Below are 16,419 nucleotides of genomic sequence, written 5' to 3'. Positions count from 1 at the left end.
GTTCTGTGAAGAGTGATCGCTCTTCCCTACAATATGCTTGCGCTTTAACATCATTAAATTATTGAATAAAAGCAGCAGCCCCAGACAAAAAATAAACATTGCCGATTGGCGTATTACCGTTATCTTAAGTTGTAACGGGGCAGGTCAACCAACTCACTTATGAGCCGAATCATCGCAGTTTTTAATCAGGCGGGAGGTGTCGCCAAAACCACCCTTACCCAAAATTTGGGCTACCAAATAGCGCAATTGGGTCATCGCGTCCTGCTCATCGACATAGACCCCCAAGCCAGCTTAACTATCTTTATGGGCTTGGTTCCACGGGAAATAGAGCAAACTGTCAACAATGCCATTGTCGATGAACAACCCCTGCCAATTCATGAGGGCATTCATGGCATGGATTTAGCCCCTGCCAACATCTCTCTCAGTACGGCAGAAATGCAATTGGTTAGTGCTTCCATGCGCGATTTCCGCCTGAAAGAAGCCATCGAGCCAATCCAAGAGAATTACGATTTCATCCTCATAGATTGCCCTCCCAGCTTAGGTTTACTCTCTTACATCTCCCTTGTAGCTGCTACCCATGTTCTCGTTCCCCTAGAAACCCATTTCAAAGCCTTTGAGGGAACAGGCGAACTCTTAAAAACGGTTGCTACAGTACGTAACAAACCAAACCGCAAATTGCAAATAGCCGGATTTGTGCCGACAAAATACGATGCCCGTAACTCCCAGGACACCCGTACCCTAGCAGCCATCACCGAACAACTTGCACCAGCCGGAACAATTTACCCCGCAATTCCTCGCTCTACTGCTTTTGTTGATGCTTCAGAAGAACGAATGCCCCTGGCAGTTTACGACCCGAAGCATCCATCTATCCAAATCTTGAAAAAAATAGCCGTTAGTTTAGAAGCATTGAAATGAGACGCACTAAAGCCTCCCAACCCCTCAAAAGCAAAATTGACGTACCTTGGGACACCACAGGAGCTAATGCGGGTTCTTCCCAATCCATGCCGTTAGACCAGATTGTTCTGTCAGCGACACAACCACGCCGTTACTTTGACCCGGAAGCATTAAAGCAGTTAACCGAATCGATAAAGCAGCATGGCATCCTGCAACCGCTTTTAGTACGCCCTGTTGATGGTGGCAAATACGAAGTAGTTGCAGGAGAACGCCGCTATCGGGCAGCCCAAGAAAATGAGTTGAAAGAAGTTCCTGTTGTCATTAGAGAATTAGACGACAACGCCGCTTTTCAACTGGCACTGATAGAAAACTTGCTGCGTGAAGACCTGAACCCAGTTGAGGAAACCGAAGGCATTTTACAACTGCTGGCTCTCAAACTGGCCCGAAGCGTTGAGGAAATACCGCCCTTACTGCGCCGCTTGCAACATGAACGTAAAGAAGCAGCCAATTCTTCCAATAACGTTATTGGAAAAGATGAAACCTCCGAACAGCAGGGGTCGAGCGCAGAGAACCCCGACCTCAAAATTGTTGAGGATGTTTTTGAAAGCTTAGGCTTAATGACCTGGGAATCATTTGCTAACAACCGCTTGCCACTGCTCAACCTGCCAGTAGATATTCTGGATGCACTCAGGGATGGTTCTATTGAATACACCAAAGCCAAAGCCATCGCCCAGATTCCCAATTTGAATGAGCGTGTTGACTTTTTAGAACAAGCTATTGCTAACAACTGGTCTTTAAGCGAAATCAGACAGCGGATTAGTGAGAAGAAAGCCGCCGCTTCTACCGACAGCACCGAGCCGAGCAATTACAAAGAGCGTTTTACTGCTGCGACTACCAAACTAAAAAAATCGCGCATTTGGTCAGACCCTAAGAAGCGGAAGCAGATAGAAAAACTGCTCTCCCAACTGGAGGCATTAACGAGTGTTGAGTAACCTTTTTTAGGGCAATATTGGTACGATTTACCCCTTCTTTGGTTGGTAATCTCAAGGAACTAGAATTAGCTGGCAGTCGAATATAAAAATCTGTTAATCACTTACAATCAAGACGATTGCCAAGCTCTCAAATTATTAACTAATGAGCTTTGTAGAATCAAGAACTTTGCTGAGGCACTGCCAGAAGTTGATTTTGCCGATCAGCCCAAACGATGGACACCAGAGGGTAGCATTGAGCTTCATAATCAGTTTGAAACAATTCTAGAATTTGCCCATGCAGATTATGACAAGAATAAGATTAGTCTGCGGCGAAGCAGAATCAGTCATGAGACAAAACTCAAGCGTGGTGGTCAGCAGGGACATCCAGGTTCCACCAAATTAATTCCTCCAGCAGATACAGTTATTTGTGTGCCAATGAGGACAGAATGCCCAGAACACAAAGGTGAACCTCTTGAGGAATCAGATAAAGTGACCGAATGCACCATCATTGACCTGACATTCATAGAGTCCGGAATCAAGAAAACAGTAACAAAATATACGGGTAAGAAGGGGTTTTGTCGAAAATGTCACCGCCGCTATAACCCACTTGAACTGAAATCAAACTATCTAGTATACGGTCATGGTTTTCAAGCATGGGTTGTATACCATAGGCTATTTCTTCGTTTACCATACAAAGTCATAACTCAGACATTGATGGATCAGTTTGGTGAGAAAATCAGCGAAGGTACAATTATAAATTTTCTGAGATACTTTAGTACTTATTATTCTGAGACAGAGCGGCTTCTTACTCAAAAAATTTTAAAAAGTCCTTTTGTTCATGTTGATGAAACAAAAATCAACATTCAAGGAGTTGAACAGTATGTGTGGGTGTTCACGGACGGAAGGCACGTTGTTTTCAAACTCACCTCAACAAGAGAGGCAGAAGTTGTTCATCAGTTTCTGAGTGGTTATGATGGCACTTTGATTTCAGATTTTTATCCTGGCTATGACTCTGTAAAATGCAAACAACAAAAATGCTGGGTGCATTTAATTCGAGATATTAATGATGATTTATGGAAATCTCCTTTTGATAGTGAATTTAAAGATTTTGTGTTAGAAATGCGAAACCTGATTGTGCCTATTTTGCAAACAGTAGAAGAGTATGGATTAAAGAGAGAATATCTCAATAACTTTAATGCCAATGTTAATCAATTCTATAAAGAGACAATTAATAAAAGTTACAGATCAGACTTAGCAATCAAATACCAAAAGCGATTTGTGCGTTATCAACACAGTTTGTTTACTTTCCTTGAGCAAGATGGCATACCCTGGAACAATAACGCGGGAGAGCGGGCGCTTAGACACTTAGCTGTACAAAGAAAGATTTCAGGAAGTTTTTTTGAATCTTTTACGCCTCAATACTTGCTTCTCCTCGGAATAATGCAGACTTGCCGATTCCAAGGTCAGTCGTTACTTAAGTTTCTTTTATCAAAAGAGGTGGAAATATAGCACAAAAAGCATTGCTCCGAGATACACAAAACAATTCAGTAAGTTCTGTTTGCTACTGCCCAAATCTTCACCTCAAGCAATTGGCTTCTTGTCGTATTTCTCAAACAGGTCATTTAATGCTTCAGCTAACAAGGCTTGAACTGTGGTGTCTTGTTCCAGTGCCAGTTGTTTTAACTGTTTAGATACAGCTGGGTCAAAATGACCAGCGATCGCTTTTTTCCCCTGTCTGCTTGGCGGTAACTCCGGCTTATCAGCAGCCTGGGCAGGAGAAGGAGAGTGTTCATCGGTCGCTGCTTTTCCAGATGCAATTTGTAGAGCGTCTGCAAGATTCTTCTTAGCCATATCTATACTGTATTATCGAATTAAAGTTACAAGTTTACTTGTATACAAGTTATGTTGTTTATAGTTTTACTTGTTTACACATCCACTTGTAAAGTTGTTGAATTTCCTCAGCCGCCCTGCCTGAAGGCTCATATTCCTGGGCTGTTTGTCCTGCTGTCAGGCTATGCACAAATGCCGCCCGTTGCCCTATTTGAATTGGGGCAACTGCAACTCCATAAGTGGCGATCGCTTCGGTGGCCTCACTAGCAGAAGAACCGCGTGGAGGAACAGCATTGAGGACAACAGTTGCAGTTTTATTAGCCAGTTTTACTAGATCGATACTATCGCTGATTGCTCGTAGGTCGAGAATTGCCGGACGGCAGGGAATCAAAATTAAGTCAGCTGCCCGGATAGCTGCCAAGGCTGCGGTTTCTGAGTGCGGTGCTGTATCAATAAAAACTATATCTGCCCCGTTATCGGCGGCGGCGGCCAAAACTTTTGGTAGACGGGCGGCTTGTGCTGAGACAACCGCAGGAGTTTCAAATGTTCTACTGTCTCCCCAACCAGCAGCCGAAGCTTGTGGATCTAAGTCAATGATTGCTGCTTCCCTGCCATCAATAGTGGCAGCAACAGCAAGATGCACCGCCAGAGTTGTTTTACCAGCACCGCCCTTTCGAGAAATTACGGCGATTGTTTTCATGTAGATAAGAATACATATAACAGTGTTAACACGTTAATATATTCAAATGTTTACAAGTTGACAAGTTAGATTGTAAACAAGTAGAAAGTACACTGTTGGGGCAGTAATTTATCAGTAACCTGGGAATTAAGAATTAACCGAAATGGACAATTATGAAAATTTCTTGCGGGGGCTAAAAGAACGCATACGCAACGCCCAAGTGCGAGCAGCATTGTCTGTTAACCGCGAATTGGTGTTGCTCTATTGGCAAATTGGGCAAGATATTCTTCTGCAACAACAACAACTTGGATGGGGTGCAAAAGTTATTGAACATCTTGCCAGGGATTTAAAAGAAGCTTTCCCGGATCTCAAAGGATTCTCAGCACGTAACCTAAACTATATGCGGGCTTTGGCAGAAGCTTACCCAGATGAACAAATTGTGCAACAGCTTGTTGCACTAATTCCTTGGGGGCATAATGTCCGTATTTTGGATGCTATCAAAGATACTTCAGCAAAGCTATGGTATGTACAAAAAACCTTAGAAAATGGTTGGAGTAGAAATATTTTAACTCTACAAATTAACAATAGACTGTTTGAGCGTCAGGGCAAAGCTGTCAATAACTTTGATGTTATATTACCTTCTCCTCAATCAGACATCGCTAGAGAAACTTTAAAAGACCCTTATGTTTTTGATTTTTTAACTTTAGGAGAAGCAGCACAAGAACGAGAAATAGAAAAAGAGCTTGTTAAACATATTACACAATTTCTTTTAGAATTAGGTGTGGGATTTGCTTTTGTTGGACAACAGTATAATTTAAAAGTGGGCAATGAAGATTTTTATATAGACCTGCTTTTTTATCATGTAAAATTACATTGTTTTGTAGTAATTGAACTGAAAACAGGTAAATTTAAACCTGAGTATGCAGGGAAAATTAATTTTTATCTTTCGGCTGTAGATGATTTACTTAAATCTCCTCTAGATAGTCCTTCAATTGGTCTAATTTTGTGTGCAAGTAAGGATAATATTATCGCTGAGTACGCACTGCGTGATGTGAATAAACCAATTGGTATTGCTGAATGGCAAACTAAACTTACTAAATCACTGCCCAAAGAGTTACAAACAAATTTACCAACTATTGAGCAGTTGGAAGCAGAATTGGAGAATTTGTCTGTGGAAGTAGATAATGAAGATGAGTAAATATATTTAAATTAGTTAATTATCTTGCTCGTTATTCAGATATTACTATTATTAATTTCAGTACAATTAAACCTTTACATCTAGACATCATGACTTGTATACAAGCTATCATGTCTAGGTGTATACAAGTTAAGTAGGCAAGAAACAACTAAGCAGTAAATTTTTGCGCCTAGCTCAAAAGCTGAATATATAAGGGTTTAAAACAGCTTCGACTGCATAATCTTCTTGCGCTCTCGCTAATACTGAACTGAGGAAAACCGAAGGGATGATCGAGGATTCAGAGTTGTTAGTAGTAATCAGAGTAGTAATCAGAGTAGTAATCAGGCATATTACGGCTTAATTCATCAATACAATCTTCGATCATATATTCGTGGCACGTTTTTTCTCTAACTACAATAGGTTGTGTATTATCGTAATGTTCTATCAACTCTTGAATAATATTGTTATCAGTTGTGTAAATACCTATTTCTTTTGTATTATCCTTGCCTTTTGAGCTTAAAAAATTGTGACTCCCTATCATTGCAAATTTATCATCACAAATTAAATACTTTTCGTGAGTTCCAATAAACTTTAATTGAAAATATATTTTATATTCAACTTCTAAAGTATAGATATCTTGTAAACCCTTGTAGTTCCATTTTGTCATCAAATCGTAAAATTTTGTTTCAGATAATGGGTTAGGAATCTCTGATGTAAATCCACAGCCTATATTAACCTGTATACGACTTTCTAATAAATTTCTTATTGTCTGAACTGTACTTTCATCAACAATCTGCTTCTGTACCCAAGGACAAACCATAATTAATCTATCTTGTACTTGCTTTAATGCTTGATTAAAAACATCTAAGCTTTCTTTTGCATCGTATACGAGTTTGTAACTCATGTTTTTCTAAAAACTTTTAAATCATTAGTAGTTCAAAGTAGGAATGTGTGTCCACAGGAAGGACAGGTCACTACCTTACTAGCTCCAAGACCTGCTAAAACTCCTCCAATAACAGCCCCCGGAATAGTTCCAGCAATTCCTCCCAAAGGCCCCGCCACGATGCCTATGCGTGAACCAAACCAAGCACCAGCCGCAGCACCTGCAATAACAGATCCAGTAGTCACTAAATGGTTCTCAGCTTCAAATTGATGCCTGCATTGTTCACATACTACTTGAGCCATAAAAGTACCCTAAATCCTTCTCTTTATATAAGGATTCCCAAAAATGCTTACAGTTTAACTAGAACAACGATTCTATGTTGTCAGAAATTACACACACTGCGGCTCATTACCACTTACACTATTTACCACCCCTGAAGCGATCGCGAGTGGGTTAATCAGGGTTGAATGCCTTACTGTAGGTGCATTTAGAAAGATGCCGAGATAATTCAGTATCCCGTCAAAGAAAGCGAGCGCATCCGGCAGTTGTTTTTGGGTGCGCTCGCTCTTGTGCTATTGGTCATAGAAAAGACAAATGACCGAATTTAGCAAGGGTTTCCTCCTATAATGCCCTACAAGACCTATAAAAATATCAAGATTCCCATTCAAAACTGCGATCGCTAATTTTTGGTTGCCTTCTTCGCTGCTGGAATGTCGTCATAACCCCTTTTCCCGCCGACGAGGGCGATCGCTCTGCGGGTTAATTAATCTGAGGCTGAATGCTTTACAGTCGGCGCTTTCGCCCTCATGTCGTCATAATCCCCTGCCCTCCCGTGAAAGTGATGAATAATTTTGTGTTGGTTGAGAACTGGTTGTCCAGTTATAAAATTTCGAGAATTTTTTCAGTAGTATTGGGGCCAACTTCAAGATGTTCCTCGGCTTTCCCGCTCATAATAGCTTGACGGATTTTGTCTAATTCTTCTCTGTTAGCCCATTCATGGGTTGCGGTAACTCTATATTCGTCTGTTCGCCCTGAACGTTTTGTTTGCTCTAATAATTTTGCTTGTATTAATATTTTTAACGCCTGCTGTGCTTTCCGAACGCTCATTTTACAAATTTGAGCAGTTTTTTTGAGGCTAGCGAAGCATACTCCTTCTTCTTTACCACCAGTTCTACGAACCATATGAGTATAAATACGAAATTCGTAGGGGTCTAACCCGTACTCGTCTAAGAAATTATGAATAAACGCGACTGAAGTGGGTAATGGTTCTGATTTCTTCAAGGAATTAGATTTTTCAACAAAATTTTTTGGAGTTGACATACGAAATAGTTGCGTCAGTAGTCTAGTTTTCCATGCGTTTGTACCCAAGCATTAGGTGCATATGGTGACTCATGCACACAACTTTTTAGTACCCATGCACTTAATGCAGCAGCTCTGTTATATCTTATCTGGTATTACTTTTACACTGGTATATATTGCTAGTTATTTTTTCAAGTGGTAATGACTTGTGTGTTATTTCTACGGGAGCGTTTGATTCGTATGTCTTCGTGTTTTCCCACACTTGCATGGTGCTAAAAATTACTATATAAAGGGAATAGCTCGACCACACTAGTAGTACACCAGGGCAATCGAGCGCTTGTTATATATCTTATTTAGTTTTAGTTTACCATCTGAAGTCTCTGGTGTCTCTACTGGTGTTCTAGGTTCTTGCAGTTTTATCCAAAAAGGAAACTAATGAAAAAACCTAAGTTACACCAACTGAAGTCGCTTCTAAGTATTATTTCTACTACCTTAGTAGCAACAAACGCCTCTATTCAAATATGGATACATTTAAAACCTATCCCCTGTCTTGAGAAAATGCCAACTTCTATTGAACGACAAGTAGCTTTATTGAAAAGTAAAAATCAGTTAAACAGTTGATACACAACATAGTGAAAAAGTAGCGGTGCGATCACTTGCTTGACTCTTAGTTCTGTTGCAAAGGTGCGATCGCCCCGTTGTTTTGTGGGAAACTGAGATTCTATCACCGATAAAGTGAATTATCGGTTTCGCTGGCACCAGAGTCAAACTAAACCGTTTCAGATCATTTACTGCCTAGTTACAAGTTGAGTGATTTTTTGAGGACTGGATATGTCGGATAGAAGCAATCCTAATACTGCTAGATTTTTGGCAGATGTTGTACAGGAGATTGAGTGGTATGCGGATCAAGCTCTGGAAATGGCTACCTGCCATCGCAGAGCATCTGATGCTTACGGAAATATTCATATGTTTTTTGGGTTGCCAGCAGCAGTTATAGCTAGTATCTCCGGCATATCTGCGTTTACAAAAAATTCCACCCTTGCAGGAATTACAGCCTTTATAGTGGCAGGGATTACCGGAGCAATGTCTTTCTTAAATCCTGCTGAAAAGGAGAAGTTGCACTTGGAGGCTGGAAATGTGTTGGATGCCTGGGCAACAAAAACTTACCTTCTTATTAAGCAAGGGAGAGCGAGCCTCATTGAGTCAGCGGAGGTTGTCAGCCAGTGGGAAAAGCTTATGGAAGAGCGAACACAACTGCTGAGACAAAGCCCTCGAATACCCACTTGGGCTATGTCAAAAGCAATGAAGCGTTTTCTAGCTCCTTTTAATTCTGCTATATAGAGCTATTGGGCATTGAGCCGACATCCGTGAAAGATTCCGCAATTTGGCACCCATTGAACTGAAGTTCTAACAAGTGGCAACCTATTCAATCCAACCCGCCCATCAACAGCTCAGACATTTCCAGCTGATCACGGTTGCGGTTATCGTCGTAAATCTGAAGTGTGTTCAATTTAGCGTGTCTGCTGAGTTTTTGGGCTTTCCGCACATTGCCATCAGTCTTTTCAAGTACAGCAGTAATGGCACTGTGGCGGCAACGGTGCGGACTCATGTGCTTCTCAACCCCTGCCCGTTTAAACAAGCGTTTGACTATTTTATAGATGCCATCCCCGGTTAACCTGTGACCTTCTGCGTAAAAGTCAACTGAAGTAAACAACGGGCGGGACTTTGACATATCACCACCCCTTGAGATCAGCCAGTCAGTAATCGCTATCACAGTGACTTTTGGCAGGTTAACTGTCTCTCTTTTTTGCTGGCCTTTACCCAAAATTGATAGCTTGCCTTTAGATCCGTCAAAATGTCTTAAGTCCAAGGTGCTGACCTCATTTCGCCTCAGAGCATTGCCCCACAGTAGCAGCAGCAAAGCATAGTCCCGCTTCCCGGCCAGCGTTGAGAGATCGCAATGCCGGATCACGTTCAAAAATTCCTCTTCAGTGACACCGCTAGTATCGCGGTAAGCCTGCACAGGAATACTGTCTACATCCACAGCATAGTTACACACCCCCAGCTTTCGCCCGTAGGCCACCAGAGATTTAATTGCCGCCAGCCTGCGGTTAATCGTGTTGGGAGATAGCCCAGCTTCCGCAAGAATGGCTCTGTACTTAGTCACTACCAGTGTGGCTTTGTGGCCCTCCAGGTGTAAAAACTCCAAAATAGAATCCCGGTTAGGACGCACTTCCGTCATGCGAGTAAAAAAATCCGTGATATCCCTGCGGTAAGCTCTACGGGTTCCCTCACTGTTTTTGGATTTAAGCAGTTCCTCCAGTACATCGGGGTCAGAGTCAATTACACCAGCAAAGTATGTCTCAATCTTCGCCGACAGAGAATTTTCTAATTTTTCGACTATAACTAAGTCAACGGATTCACTATCTTTGCTCATGACCCCACCCCGCCTGCGGTATTGAGAATAGCAGTTTCCAATACCGTCCTTTATTATGCAGCTGTTCGCCCCTCTCTGAATCTTGTTTTGCTCATGTTGCGTCTTGATAAATTGTCTACACTCTCTTCTATACCTGTATTTCGTGAATCTTTGCTATCAAGCTTGTGATAGCTATCAAGCTTGTGATATCACTTTGATGCAGGGGTGAAAGTTTGATGAGAGTGCAGAGCGAGGGGTAATCTTACGGAAGATACTGTTGGCAAACGTTTTACATTTTTTATTACATATATATTACAAAAACCAAGGAGTAACAACAAATCAGGTCTTTCGTCCGCATTTTTTGAGAAATACCCTTGAGGTTAATGAGCTTTTGCTGTGTGGACTGTCGCCTTGGTTATATAACGGAGAATCAAATCAAAATCTTTGCGTACTTCTAATAATTGTTTAACCCAAGTATTAGAAGCTGCGATCGCACTTTCTTCTTTCTGACGAGCTGTTGCAATTTGCTGTTCAATTTCCCCGTAAACTTGTTGTTCAAATTCCCGTAGTTGTGATTCAATCTGATTTTCTAAATCTTTAGCAATTGCTTGAAACTGGCTAGTGATATCACTACGAACATCTGCCATTTGTTTTTCTCGCTGCTGTTCCTGTTGTGCTGTATAAGCATCTGTTGCTAATGAAATCAACGCCACTGCTGGCCCAAGAAACATGGCAGCGTTACCGATATTTTTAGCAATACCAACCGCTTGCCAAGGCTTAAAATCAAAGCCTACAAATTTTCCTACAGCTAATACTGTCTGATGTAAACCACTACCTGCTACATCCATAGAACGCAAAAAACCACCGCTACTACTAGCCGTAGATAAAAGTTCTCGTTTGGCAAAATTGCTGACTTCAACTCCTGCTTTTTCACCAATATCTTTGAGCCAATTAATTTGACTTTTTATTCGTTCTAAATCCATATCACTGTTAACACTATCAGCAGAAATACTTTGTCTTTTTTCTAAGCAAGTTATGAAAGTTTGTACGAGATTACCTTGAAGAAATTCTTCAACTTCTTGCCGAATATCTTCAACTGCTGTATTTATGACATCTTGAAGTTGAGTTTCTGCTTTTTCATAGTGCTGTTTTACATTGATTTCAGTCTGTTTATTTAGCATTGTAAAATCTTGCTCACTTCCAACAGCAGCAGCAAGAATTGTACCTTCCTTCGCTATTGCTACTGACATCTGTAGAGCTATATTATTAACTTTTATACGTAGGCGTTCACGCTCTTTACGAACTGTGCGAGATAAGCGCGTTAGTACCTCTAAAAAAGCTGAATCTTGGTTATCATCGCGTGTACAAATCAACTGAGCTTCATCAACACAACTGAGTGCTATTCTGATTGGTGTATCAAACCGAGCTAATACTGAACGGTTTTTAACAAACTTATTCAATTCATCCAAAAAAGTTTGGAATCGACTAATCTCAATGAGAAAATCATCATTTTGATCTACACCTTCACAATAATCTTTAGCATCAATAAAACATACAGGAAATTCATCTAGACTATGAGGTTTAATTGCTTCTTTCAAACTTTGACGATAATTAGCAATTTTTTGCGCTTCTTCTCCTGCTTCATCTGACATTTTATTGACAATCAGCATCATTTTAAAGCGATAAGCTTTTTCATAGGCTAATTTTTTAAAATTAGCTACCGTAACCGAATCAAACAGCATATATGTCAAGCAAAAAACTAATAAATCCGCCTTATTGATAGCATCATAGGTAATCTCATCATGGTCTTTTCGGTCTGTAAAAAGTCCGGGTGTATCTATAATTTTGATGCTGTTCCAAGCATAACTAGCAGTTTTGTCTGTTGCAATATCAGAATCAATGCGAATATCACGTCGTCCTGTAATAGCAGAAATTGTGGTAGATTTACCAGCATTATATTGACCAACAAAAGCTAATGATAAAATTCCCTCTTGATGATAAGCTTTTAAGTCCTCACGCAGTTTTTTACGAATAGCTGATAATTCAATATGTTTACCTTGAGCTAGTATGTGATCAAATTTCACTAAGGTATTTTTGAATTTCTCATTAACAGCAGCAGCATCCAATATTTGTTTATTCTGATTCATGGTTATTTTATTCTCCTATATTTCGTTACTAGCTTGAATAGAGATATCTTCTTGTAAAATTCGTGTGATATCTCTTAAAGATTTGCTTAACCGTAATTTAGATTTAGTATGAATTTTCATACTACTACCAAAATCACGCTCCACTTTCGCTATTATTTTGATGATTACTTCGTCTGTGAGGGGTTCATGCTTGCCAACACCCCAATCAATTATGCGTTTGGCATAAGCACGATTAATGTAATTGGATTTATCATTTAACCTACTTTTAGCTGTTTCAAGTTGTTTAGAAATAATTTCCAAACCTTTAATCATTTCTTGAAAATAAATATTAATACTATCAGCTACTGCATCAGTATATTTTTTAAAATCATTCTGAGCTTGCTGAATAATATTTTGTTGATGATGAGTAAGTTGATTAGACAAAGATTTAGAAATATTTTGTACAGCCTCACGTCGCTTCTGTTCTTTAGATTTTATCCATCCAGAAATTTGGTGAAGAGCAAAACCTATAATTCCTACAACCGCCGCTACGGGGGGGATGAATAAGCCTATAATAGGTGCTGCTATGACAAGGAGATTACCACCCATTTTCATTAAATTCCGCAGGAATAAATCTGTATCCTGTTCTTTAAATTTAAAATTATTATTAGTTAATCGAGCAACAATTTGTAATTCATTCCCAACTTCTTCAAGGATTTCTCCAATTTCTTGATTGAAGTTTTGACTACTTTCTTCATAAGCAATTCTCAGCCGTTGCTCAAACCGAATAGCTTTAAGCTTTTGCTCCCAACCTTGATTTGCTCGACTTTCGTTTGCATCCCAATATTCTTCTGCAAAAGATGGAATAGAGTTAAAAGCATCTTGGAAAATAGCTTGAATTTGTTGCAATAAATATTGCTGATTATCCCTTGCAGCTTTTTGAATGTCTTTGCGAATAGTTTTGTATTTATCTTTTAGGGTATCAGCTAATTTTTGATATATATAACCTTGTTCTGTTACCCATTGATTAGGTTCGTCAATTGCACCTACAGTAGAGCCTAATAAAGTTTGTGAACGCCTGATTTTTCCATACTCAACTAAAGACAAGCGAAGAGAGTCCAGAAACTTCTGAATCTGACTTGCTTGGAACAGCTTATCCTTATTCCCTTCATGTTCTGGTTCAGAGGACATTTGTGCCGCCAGAAGCATGACAGGAATAATCTCAAAGTAGTCATTAGCGTAATGTTGTTTAGCGTAGCGGTGAATACGCTCAATATGTCCACCCAAACTATTTTGTCCATCTATAACAAATAGTTTTTCAGGGTTGGCTAAGAAATGCTCCAAGCGCCGAGAATCACGCAAGTTATTTTTGACATTTAACAAAATAATTAGTGGTTTGGCTTTTTCTTTTAACAGTTGGAGAAACTTAAATTCTGTTTCTTGAATACTATCATTTGTGACAACATAACAAATTACATCAGATTCTTCAATCACACTTTCAGCGATTTCTTCATCTGTTTTACCCCCTGGCGCACCGATTCCAGGGGTATCGATAATCCGAATATTTTTCCACTCATATACTCTATTAAAACGAGTAGTACGCTGTTTACCTACACCAATTCCATCCCAACCATCTCCTGTAATAATGGCGTGGAGAGTACTTTTTCCCGCTTTGGTTTTACCCATAAATGCTATGCTGAAATGATTGAGAGCGCGTTGTTTAGCCGCAAGTGACTGACGCACACTTTCAATTTCTTTAATAATTTTTACTGTAAGAGCCTTCTTAGTATCCTCAAGCTGCTTTGCTACCTCTACTGCGGTTTTCGCTTGTCCTTTACCAGACGCTTGACGCTGAATGGTCGTAAGTTGTTCTTCGATACCTTTTCCCAAATTGTAAAGTGCTTGTCTAGTTCCTGTGAGAGCTAATTCTGCAAACTTGTAATCTTCAGTGGCGATCGCTGCACATTCCTGAATAGCTTTATCATATTCAGGGCCTGATAATAAAATTTCTTGACGTAGTTGCTTAATTTGTCGTCCTAAATTCTCAGGAGCAATTTTTGTTAAATTATCCACCAATACGCGGGACAATAAAGAATCTGCTCCCTTTAAGATGCGCGCACCCAACGATAGTGCTGACTGCTCTTGAAGAGTATCTTTAGGAGTACCAAAGCCTTCAGCTTGTTCAATTAGTCTTTCTATTTCTCCCTGAGAAAAACTCCAAATTCCTGCTATCTGATCAACCATCTCTCGTTCTAAAGGAGAGAAGAAACCATCAAGATAAGCCAGTGCTAGTATTTGTCGCATAGTTTCACTTTGCTTACCAGGTGGAACTTTCCGAGCTACATCTTCTACTGATAAAAAGTCTTCTGCTTGCGCGAGGATTTTCTCCATTTCCTCAATAGTGCGCTCTCCCATTTTGCTATTATTGGCTAGTTCCTGTAGGATCTTTGCTTCTTCGCTGTGAATTTGTTGGTCGGCACAGACTATGTGTGTGAGGAGTAAAAAGCCATAGTCTAGTTGCTTAGGGGCTAAAACTGTTTGGTCAGACATCTTTCTCTCTATCTGAATACTCTACCTAGCCTAAGCAATAACCGAGCATTTTATGTCAGTAATTATACTTGTTTGGTATAAAAGCTTTTGCGGTACTTTCTAGCAATGCTTCATTGATCGGGTTTTTCCTATTCCTCAACTGTCTTTGGCATGGAGCCTAGATCCATGCCCTAAACGCAGAACTTAAAGATGTTCGACAGAATCTCTGTCGAACATCACCAAAGGCTTTTTTTAAGCAGGGTGTAGGGTTTTGGGGGTAGGGAAAGAAAAACAACACCCCACACCAAGAAGATTTATCACTCATCACTAATTAGTTGTTTGTATTCAGTGAGCGCCTGCTTATACGCTTCATTCTCTCCTGGCTTGGCATCCCACAAGATTTTTATGATCTGGGTCTGGTTGTGTTTCGCGTTTCGTAGTCTCAATATCTCCGCTTTTGCTTCAACTTGAGTCAGGTTGAAACGGGTGAAACGTTTTTCTTGTGCGCTGGATTCTTTACCAGATGGTTGTTTCGTCGTTTCGCTAACGGGTTTCAGGTCAAATTCTAGCTCTTGGTAAAGCTGCTCTAACTTAGCTAATTCCTCTGCCGTCACTGGGCGAACGCTGACTTCCGCCTGTTGAAACTTAGGCACTAAGCCCAGGTAGTACCCACCCACAAAGGCAAACATCACGGGCTGATATTGGCTTCTGGACTGCGCTTTTAGTTCGCTGTACTGCGCTCTCACCAATTCCTTATCCTTGGTATGGGTGATGACCTGATTACCCATAATGGCTTGCTCAATCACGCCGTAAGCGTCAATCTCACGTCCATCCTTGCGGTAACGGTTGCCCAACAGCAACAGCCGTAAAACCTTGCGGGTATTTTGGTCTAATTCTTGAATGCCGATCGCTTTGAGGTTGAGGGAGTGCAAGTTAACAAAAAACTTCATGTTATACTCACGCCCCACAATCAGCACATCAAAAAGAATCTGACCAAAATCAAAACCTAAATCCTCTGGTTTTACCTTGTTCAGCTTGGCGGCGATGGTCAGCCAGTCGTCAAGAATAATGACTATTGGCGGTAAGCAATAGCGTCCATCCTCAGTTACTTCTAGGCGTTTGTTGTATTCAGTCTGAACACCTAAAAAGAAAGTTCTGGCGTTATCTATGGCGTTTTCACCCACAAATCGGGTTACTTTGCCGCGCTCACGTAGTCCATTGAATGAGTCATTTTTTACAGCTAATACTCTTATGTCAGCATCGGGACAGTTTGCCTCAACTTGGCGGATATACTCACGGGTGATTGTGCTTTTACCTGTGCCGGGGTCGCCACACAGCGCGGTGCTTCCGTCCTCACGGGCAACACGTTGCAAAACTGAGCTGATTGTTTCGCTGGTAGTGGGTGCGATCGCCTGCTGTTCTACTTGCTCCTGTACTGTCCCCGGCTGGCCGTGGGGTAATTGGGGTTGCTCAAACTTCTCAAAGCTTGCCCCACCGTCGAGTAAATGCCCAAACTCATAGTAATCCTCTGCCGACATCGCCATGAGTAAAGCTCTCTGCTGCTGTGGGGTAATGCTGGCGATAAACTGCTGTCTGGCCTCAGCGATTTTGATAC

General features: G+C 40.7%; 16 protein-coding genes. 6 read left to right on the top strand and 10 right to left on the bottom strand.

Translation table 11 applies throughout. The features are described 5' to 3' along the window. The first annotated feature begins 159 nt into the window (after positions 1–159). The 3 genes from AC5JL8_RS29445 (at position 160) to tnpC (ending at position 3,374) form a co-directional block, all read left to right on the top strand. Positions 160–915 carry a ParA family protein gene (locus AC5JL8_RS29445; RefSeq protein WP_495883226.1) on the top strand — a complete coding sequence of 252 codons (756 nt, stop codon included), beginning with the start codon at positions 160–162 and terminating at the stop codon, positions 913–915. Next, a complete protein-coding gene (locus AC5JL8_RS29440) occupies positions 912–1,886 on the top strand; it encodes a ParB/RepB/Spo0J family partition protein (protein ID WP_495883225.1) in 975 nt (324 codons plus the stop codon). Before AC5JL8_RS29445 ends, AC5JL8_RS29440 begins: the two co-directional genes overlap by 4 nt. 69 nt (positions 1,887–1,955) lie before the next feature. Beyond that, entirely contained in the window at positions 1,956–3,374 is a 1,419-nt protein-coding gene (tnpC, locus tag AC5JL8_RS29435; protein ID WP_495883243.1) for an IS66 family transposase, read from the top strand. Positions 3,375–3,446: 72 nt separating this feature from the next. Here tnpC and AC5JL8_RS29430 read toward each other — a convergent pair whose 3' ends face one another. Next, the gene (locus AC5JL8_RS29430) at positions 3,447–3,716 is read right to left on the bottom strand and encodes a ribbon-helix-helix domain-containing protein (RefSeq protein ID WP_495883224.1); all 270 of its coding nucleotides are present in this window, start codon (positions 3,714–3,716) and stop codon (positions 3,447–3,449) included. A gap of 58 nt (positions 3,717–3,774) precedes the next feature. Further along, on the bottom strand, positions 3,775–4,395 hold the full coding sequence (gene parA / locus AC5JL8_RS29425) for a ParA family partition ATPase (RefSeq protein WP_495883223.1): 621 nt from the start codon (positions 4,393–4,395) through the stop codon (positions 3,775–3,777). Positions 4,396–4,537: 142 nt separating this feature from the next. On the opposite strand from parA, the gene AC5JL8_RS29420 reads away from it, so the two are divergent. After that, a complete protein-coding gene (locus tag AC5JL8_RS29420) occupies positions 4,538–5,572 on the top strand; it encodes a PDDEXK nuclease domain-containing protein (RefSeq protein ID WP_495883222.1) in 1,035 nt (344 codons plus the stop codon). Between the two features lie 286 nt (positions 5,573–5,858). On the opposite strand, the gene AC5JL8_RS29415 is transcribed toward AC5JL8_RS29420, so the two are convergent. Both AC5JL8_RS29415 and AC5JL8_RS29410 read right to left on the bottom strand, forming a co-directional pair. Further along, complete coding sequence (locus AC5JL8_RS29415; protein WP_495883221.1) at positions 5,859–6,455, bottom strand: phospholipase D-like domain-containing protein; 597 nt, start codon at positions 6,453–6,455, stop codon at positions 5,859–5,861. 32 nt (positions 6,456–6,487) lie between these two features. Further along, a complete protein-coding gene (locus AC5JL8_RS29410; protein WP_495883220.1) occupies positions 6,488–6,736 on the bottom strand; it encodes a hypothetical protein in 249 nt (82 codons plus the stop codon). Positions 6,737–7,124: 388 nt separating this feature from the next. Between AC5JL8_RS29410 and AC5JL8_RS29405 the strand changes: the two genes are divergently transcribed. Beyond that, entirely contained in the window at positions 7,125–7,283 is a 159-nt protein-coding gene (locus AC5JL8_RS29405) for a hypothetical protein (RefSeq protein ID WP_495883219.1), read from the top strand. Positions 7,284–7,313: 30 nt separating this feature from the next. On the opposite strand, the gene AC5JL8_RS29400 is transcribed toward AC5JL8_RS29405, so the two are convergent. Both AC5JL8_RS29400 and AC5JL8_RS29395 read right to left on the bottom strand, forming a co-directional pair. Next, positions 7,314–7,754, bottom strand: coding sequence for a helix-turn-helix domain-containing protein (locus AC5JL8_RS29400; RefSeq protein WP_495883218.1), 441 nt, complete (start codon positions 7,752–7,754; stop codon positions 7,314–7,316). A 584-nt stretch (positions 7,755–8,338) separates the two neighbouring features. Beyond that, positions 8,339–8,461: a hypothetical protein gene (locus AC5JL8_RS29395; RefSeq protein WP_495883217.1), complete on the bottom strand. Its 123-nt coding sequence runs from the start codon at positions 8,459–8,461 to the stop codon at positions 8,339–8,341. Positions 8,462–8,564: 103 nt separating this feature from the next. Here AC5JL8_RS29395 and AC5JL8_RS29390 point away from each other — a divergent pair, with 103 nt between their 5' ends. Then, positions 8,565–9,074, top strand: coding sequence for an SLATT domain-containing protein (locus AC5JL8_RS29390; RefSeq protein WP_495883216.1), 510 nt, complete (start codon positions 8,565–8,567; stop codon positions 9,072–9,074). 85 nt (positions 9,075–9,159) lie between these two features. On the opposite strand, the gene AC5JL8_RS29385 is transcribed toward AC5JL8_RS29390, so the two are convergent. The 4 genes from AC5JL8_RS29385 to AC5JL8_RS29370 form a co-directional block, all read right to left on the bottom strand. Then, on the bottom strand, positions 9,160–10,170 hold the full coding sequence (locus AC5JL8_RS29385) for a tyrosine-type recombinase/integrase (protein ID WP_495883215.1): 1,011 nt from the start codon (positions 10,168–10,170) through the stop codon (positions 9,160–9,162). A 359-nt stretch (positions 10,171–10,529) separates the two neighbouring features. Continuing rightward, positions 10,530–12,296, bottom strand: coding sequence for a GTPase (locus AC5JL8_RS29380; protein WP_495883214.1), 1,767 nt, complete (start codon positions 12,294–12,296; stop codon positions 10,530–10,532). A 15-nt stretch (positions 12,297–12,311) separates the two neighbouring features. After that, positions 12,312–14,825, bottom strand: coding sequence for a GTPase (locus tag AC5JL8_RS29375; protein ID WP_495883213.1), 2,514 nt, complete (start codon positions 14,823–14,825; stop codon positions 12,312–12,314). Between the two features lie 296 nt (positions 14,826–15,121). After that, positions 15,122–16,419: ATP-binding protein (locus AC5JL8_RS29370; RefSeq protein WP_495883212.1), on the bottom strand; the 1,298-nt coding region annotated here is incomplete at its 5' end.

Source organism: Mojavia sp. (assembly GCF_059505145.1).
This window is presented reverse-complemented; position numbering and strand designations above follow the sequence as displayed.

Coding starts and splice junctions, on each gene's coding strand:
- AC5JL8_RS29445 (WP_495883226.1), top strand. CDS start 160: ATGAGCCGAATCATCGCAGTTTTTAATCAGGCGGGAGGTGTCGCCAAA.
- AC5JL8_RS29440 (WP_495883225.1), top strand. CDS start 912: ATGAGACGCACTAAAGCCTCCCAACCCCTCAAAAGCAAAATTGACGTA.
- AC5JL8_RS29430 (WP_495883224.1), bottom strand. CDS start 3,716: ATGGCTAAGAAGAATCTTGCAGACGCTCTACAAATTGCATCTGGAAAA.
- parA (WP_495883223.1), bottom strand. CDS start 4,395: ATGAAAACAATCGCCGTAATTTCTCGAAAGGGCGGTGCTGGTAAAACA.
- AC5JL8_RS29420 (WP_495883222.1), top strand. CDS start 4,538: ATGGACAATTATGAAAATTTCTTGCGGGGGCTAAAAGAACGCATACGC.
- AC5JL8_RS29415 (WP_495883221.1), bottom strand. CDS start 6,455: ATGAGTTACAAACTCGTATACGATGCAAAAGAAAGCTTAGATGTTTTT.
- AC5JL8_RS29410 (WP_495883220.1), bottom strand. CDS start 6,736: ATGGCTCAAGTAGTATGTGAACAATGCAGGCATCAATTTGAAGCTGAG.
- AC5JL8_RS29400 (WP_495883218.1), bottom strand. CDS start 7,754: ATGTCAACTCCAAAAAATTTTGTTGAAAAATCTAATTCCTTGAAGAAA.
- AC5JL8_RS29390 (WP_495883216.1), top strand. CDS start 8,565: ATGTCGGATAGAAGCAATCCTAATACTGCTAGATTTTTGGCAGATGTT.
- AC5JL8_RS29385 (WP_495883215.1), bottom strand. CDS start 10,170: ATGAGCAAAGATAGTGAATCCGTTGACTTAGTTATAGTCGAAAAATTA.
- AC5JL8_RS29380 (WP_495883214.1), bottom strand. CDS start 12,296: ATGAATCAGAATAAACAAATATTGGATGCTGCTGCTGTTAATGAGAAA.
- AC5JL8_RS29375 (WP_495883213.1), bottom strand. CDS start 14,825: ATGTCTGACCAAACAGTTTTAGCCCCTAAGCAACTAGACTATGGCTTT.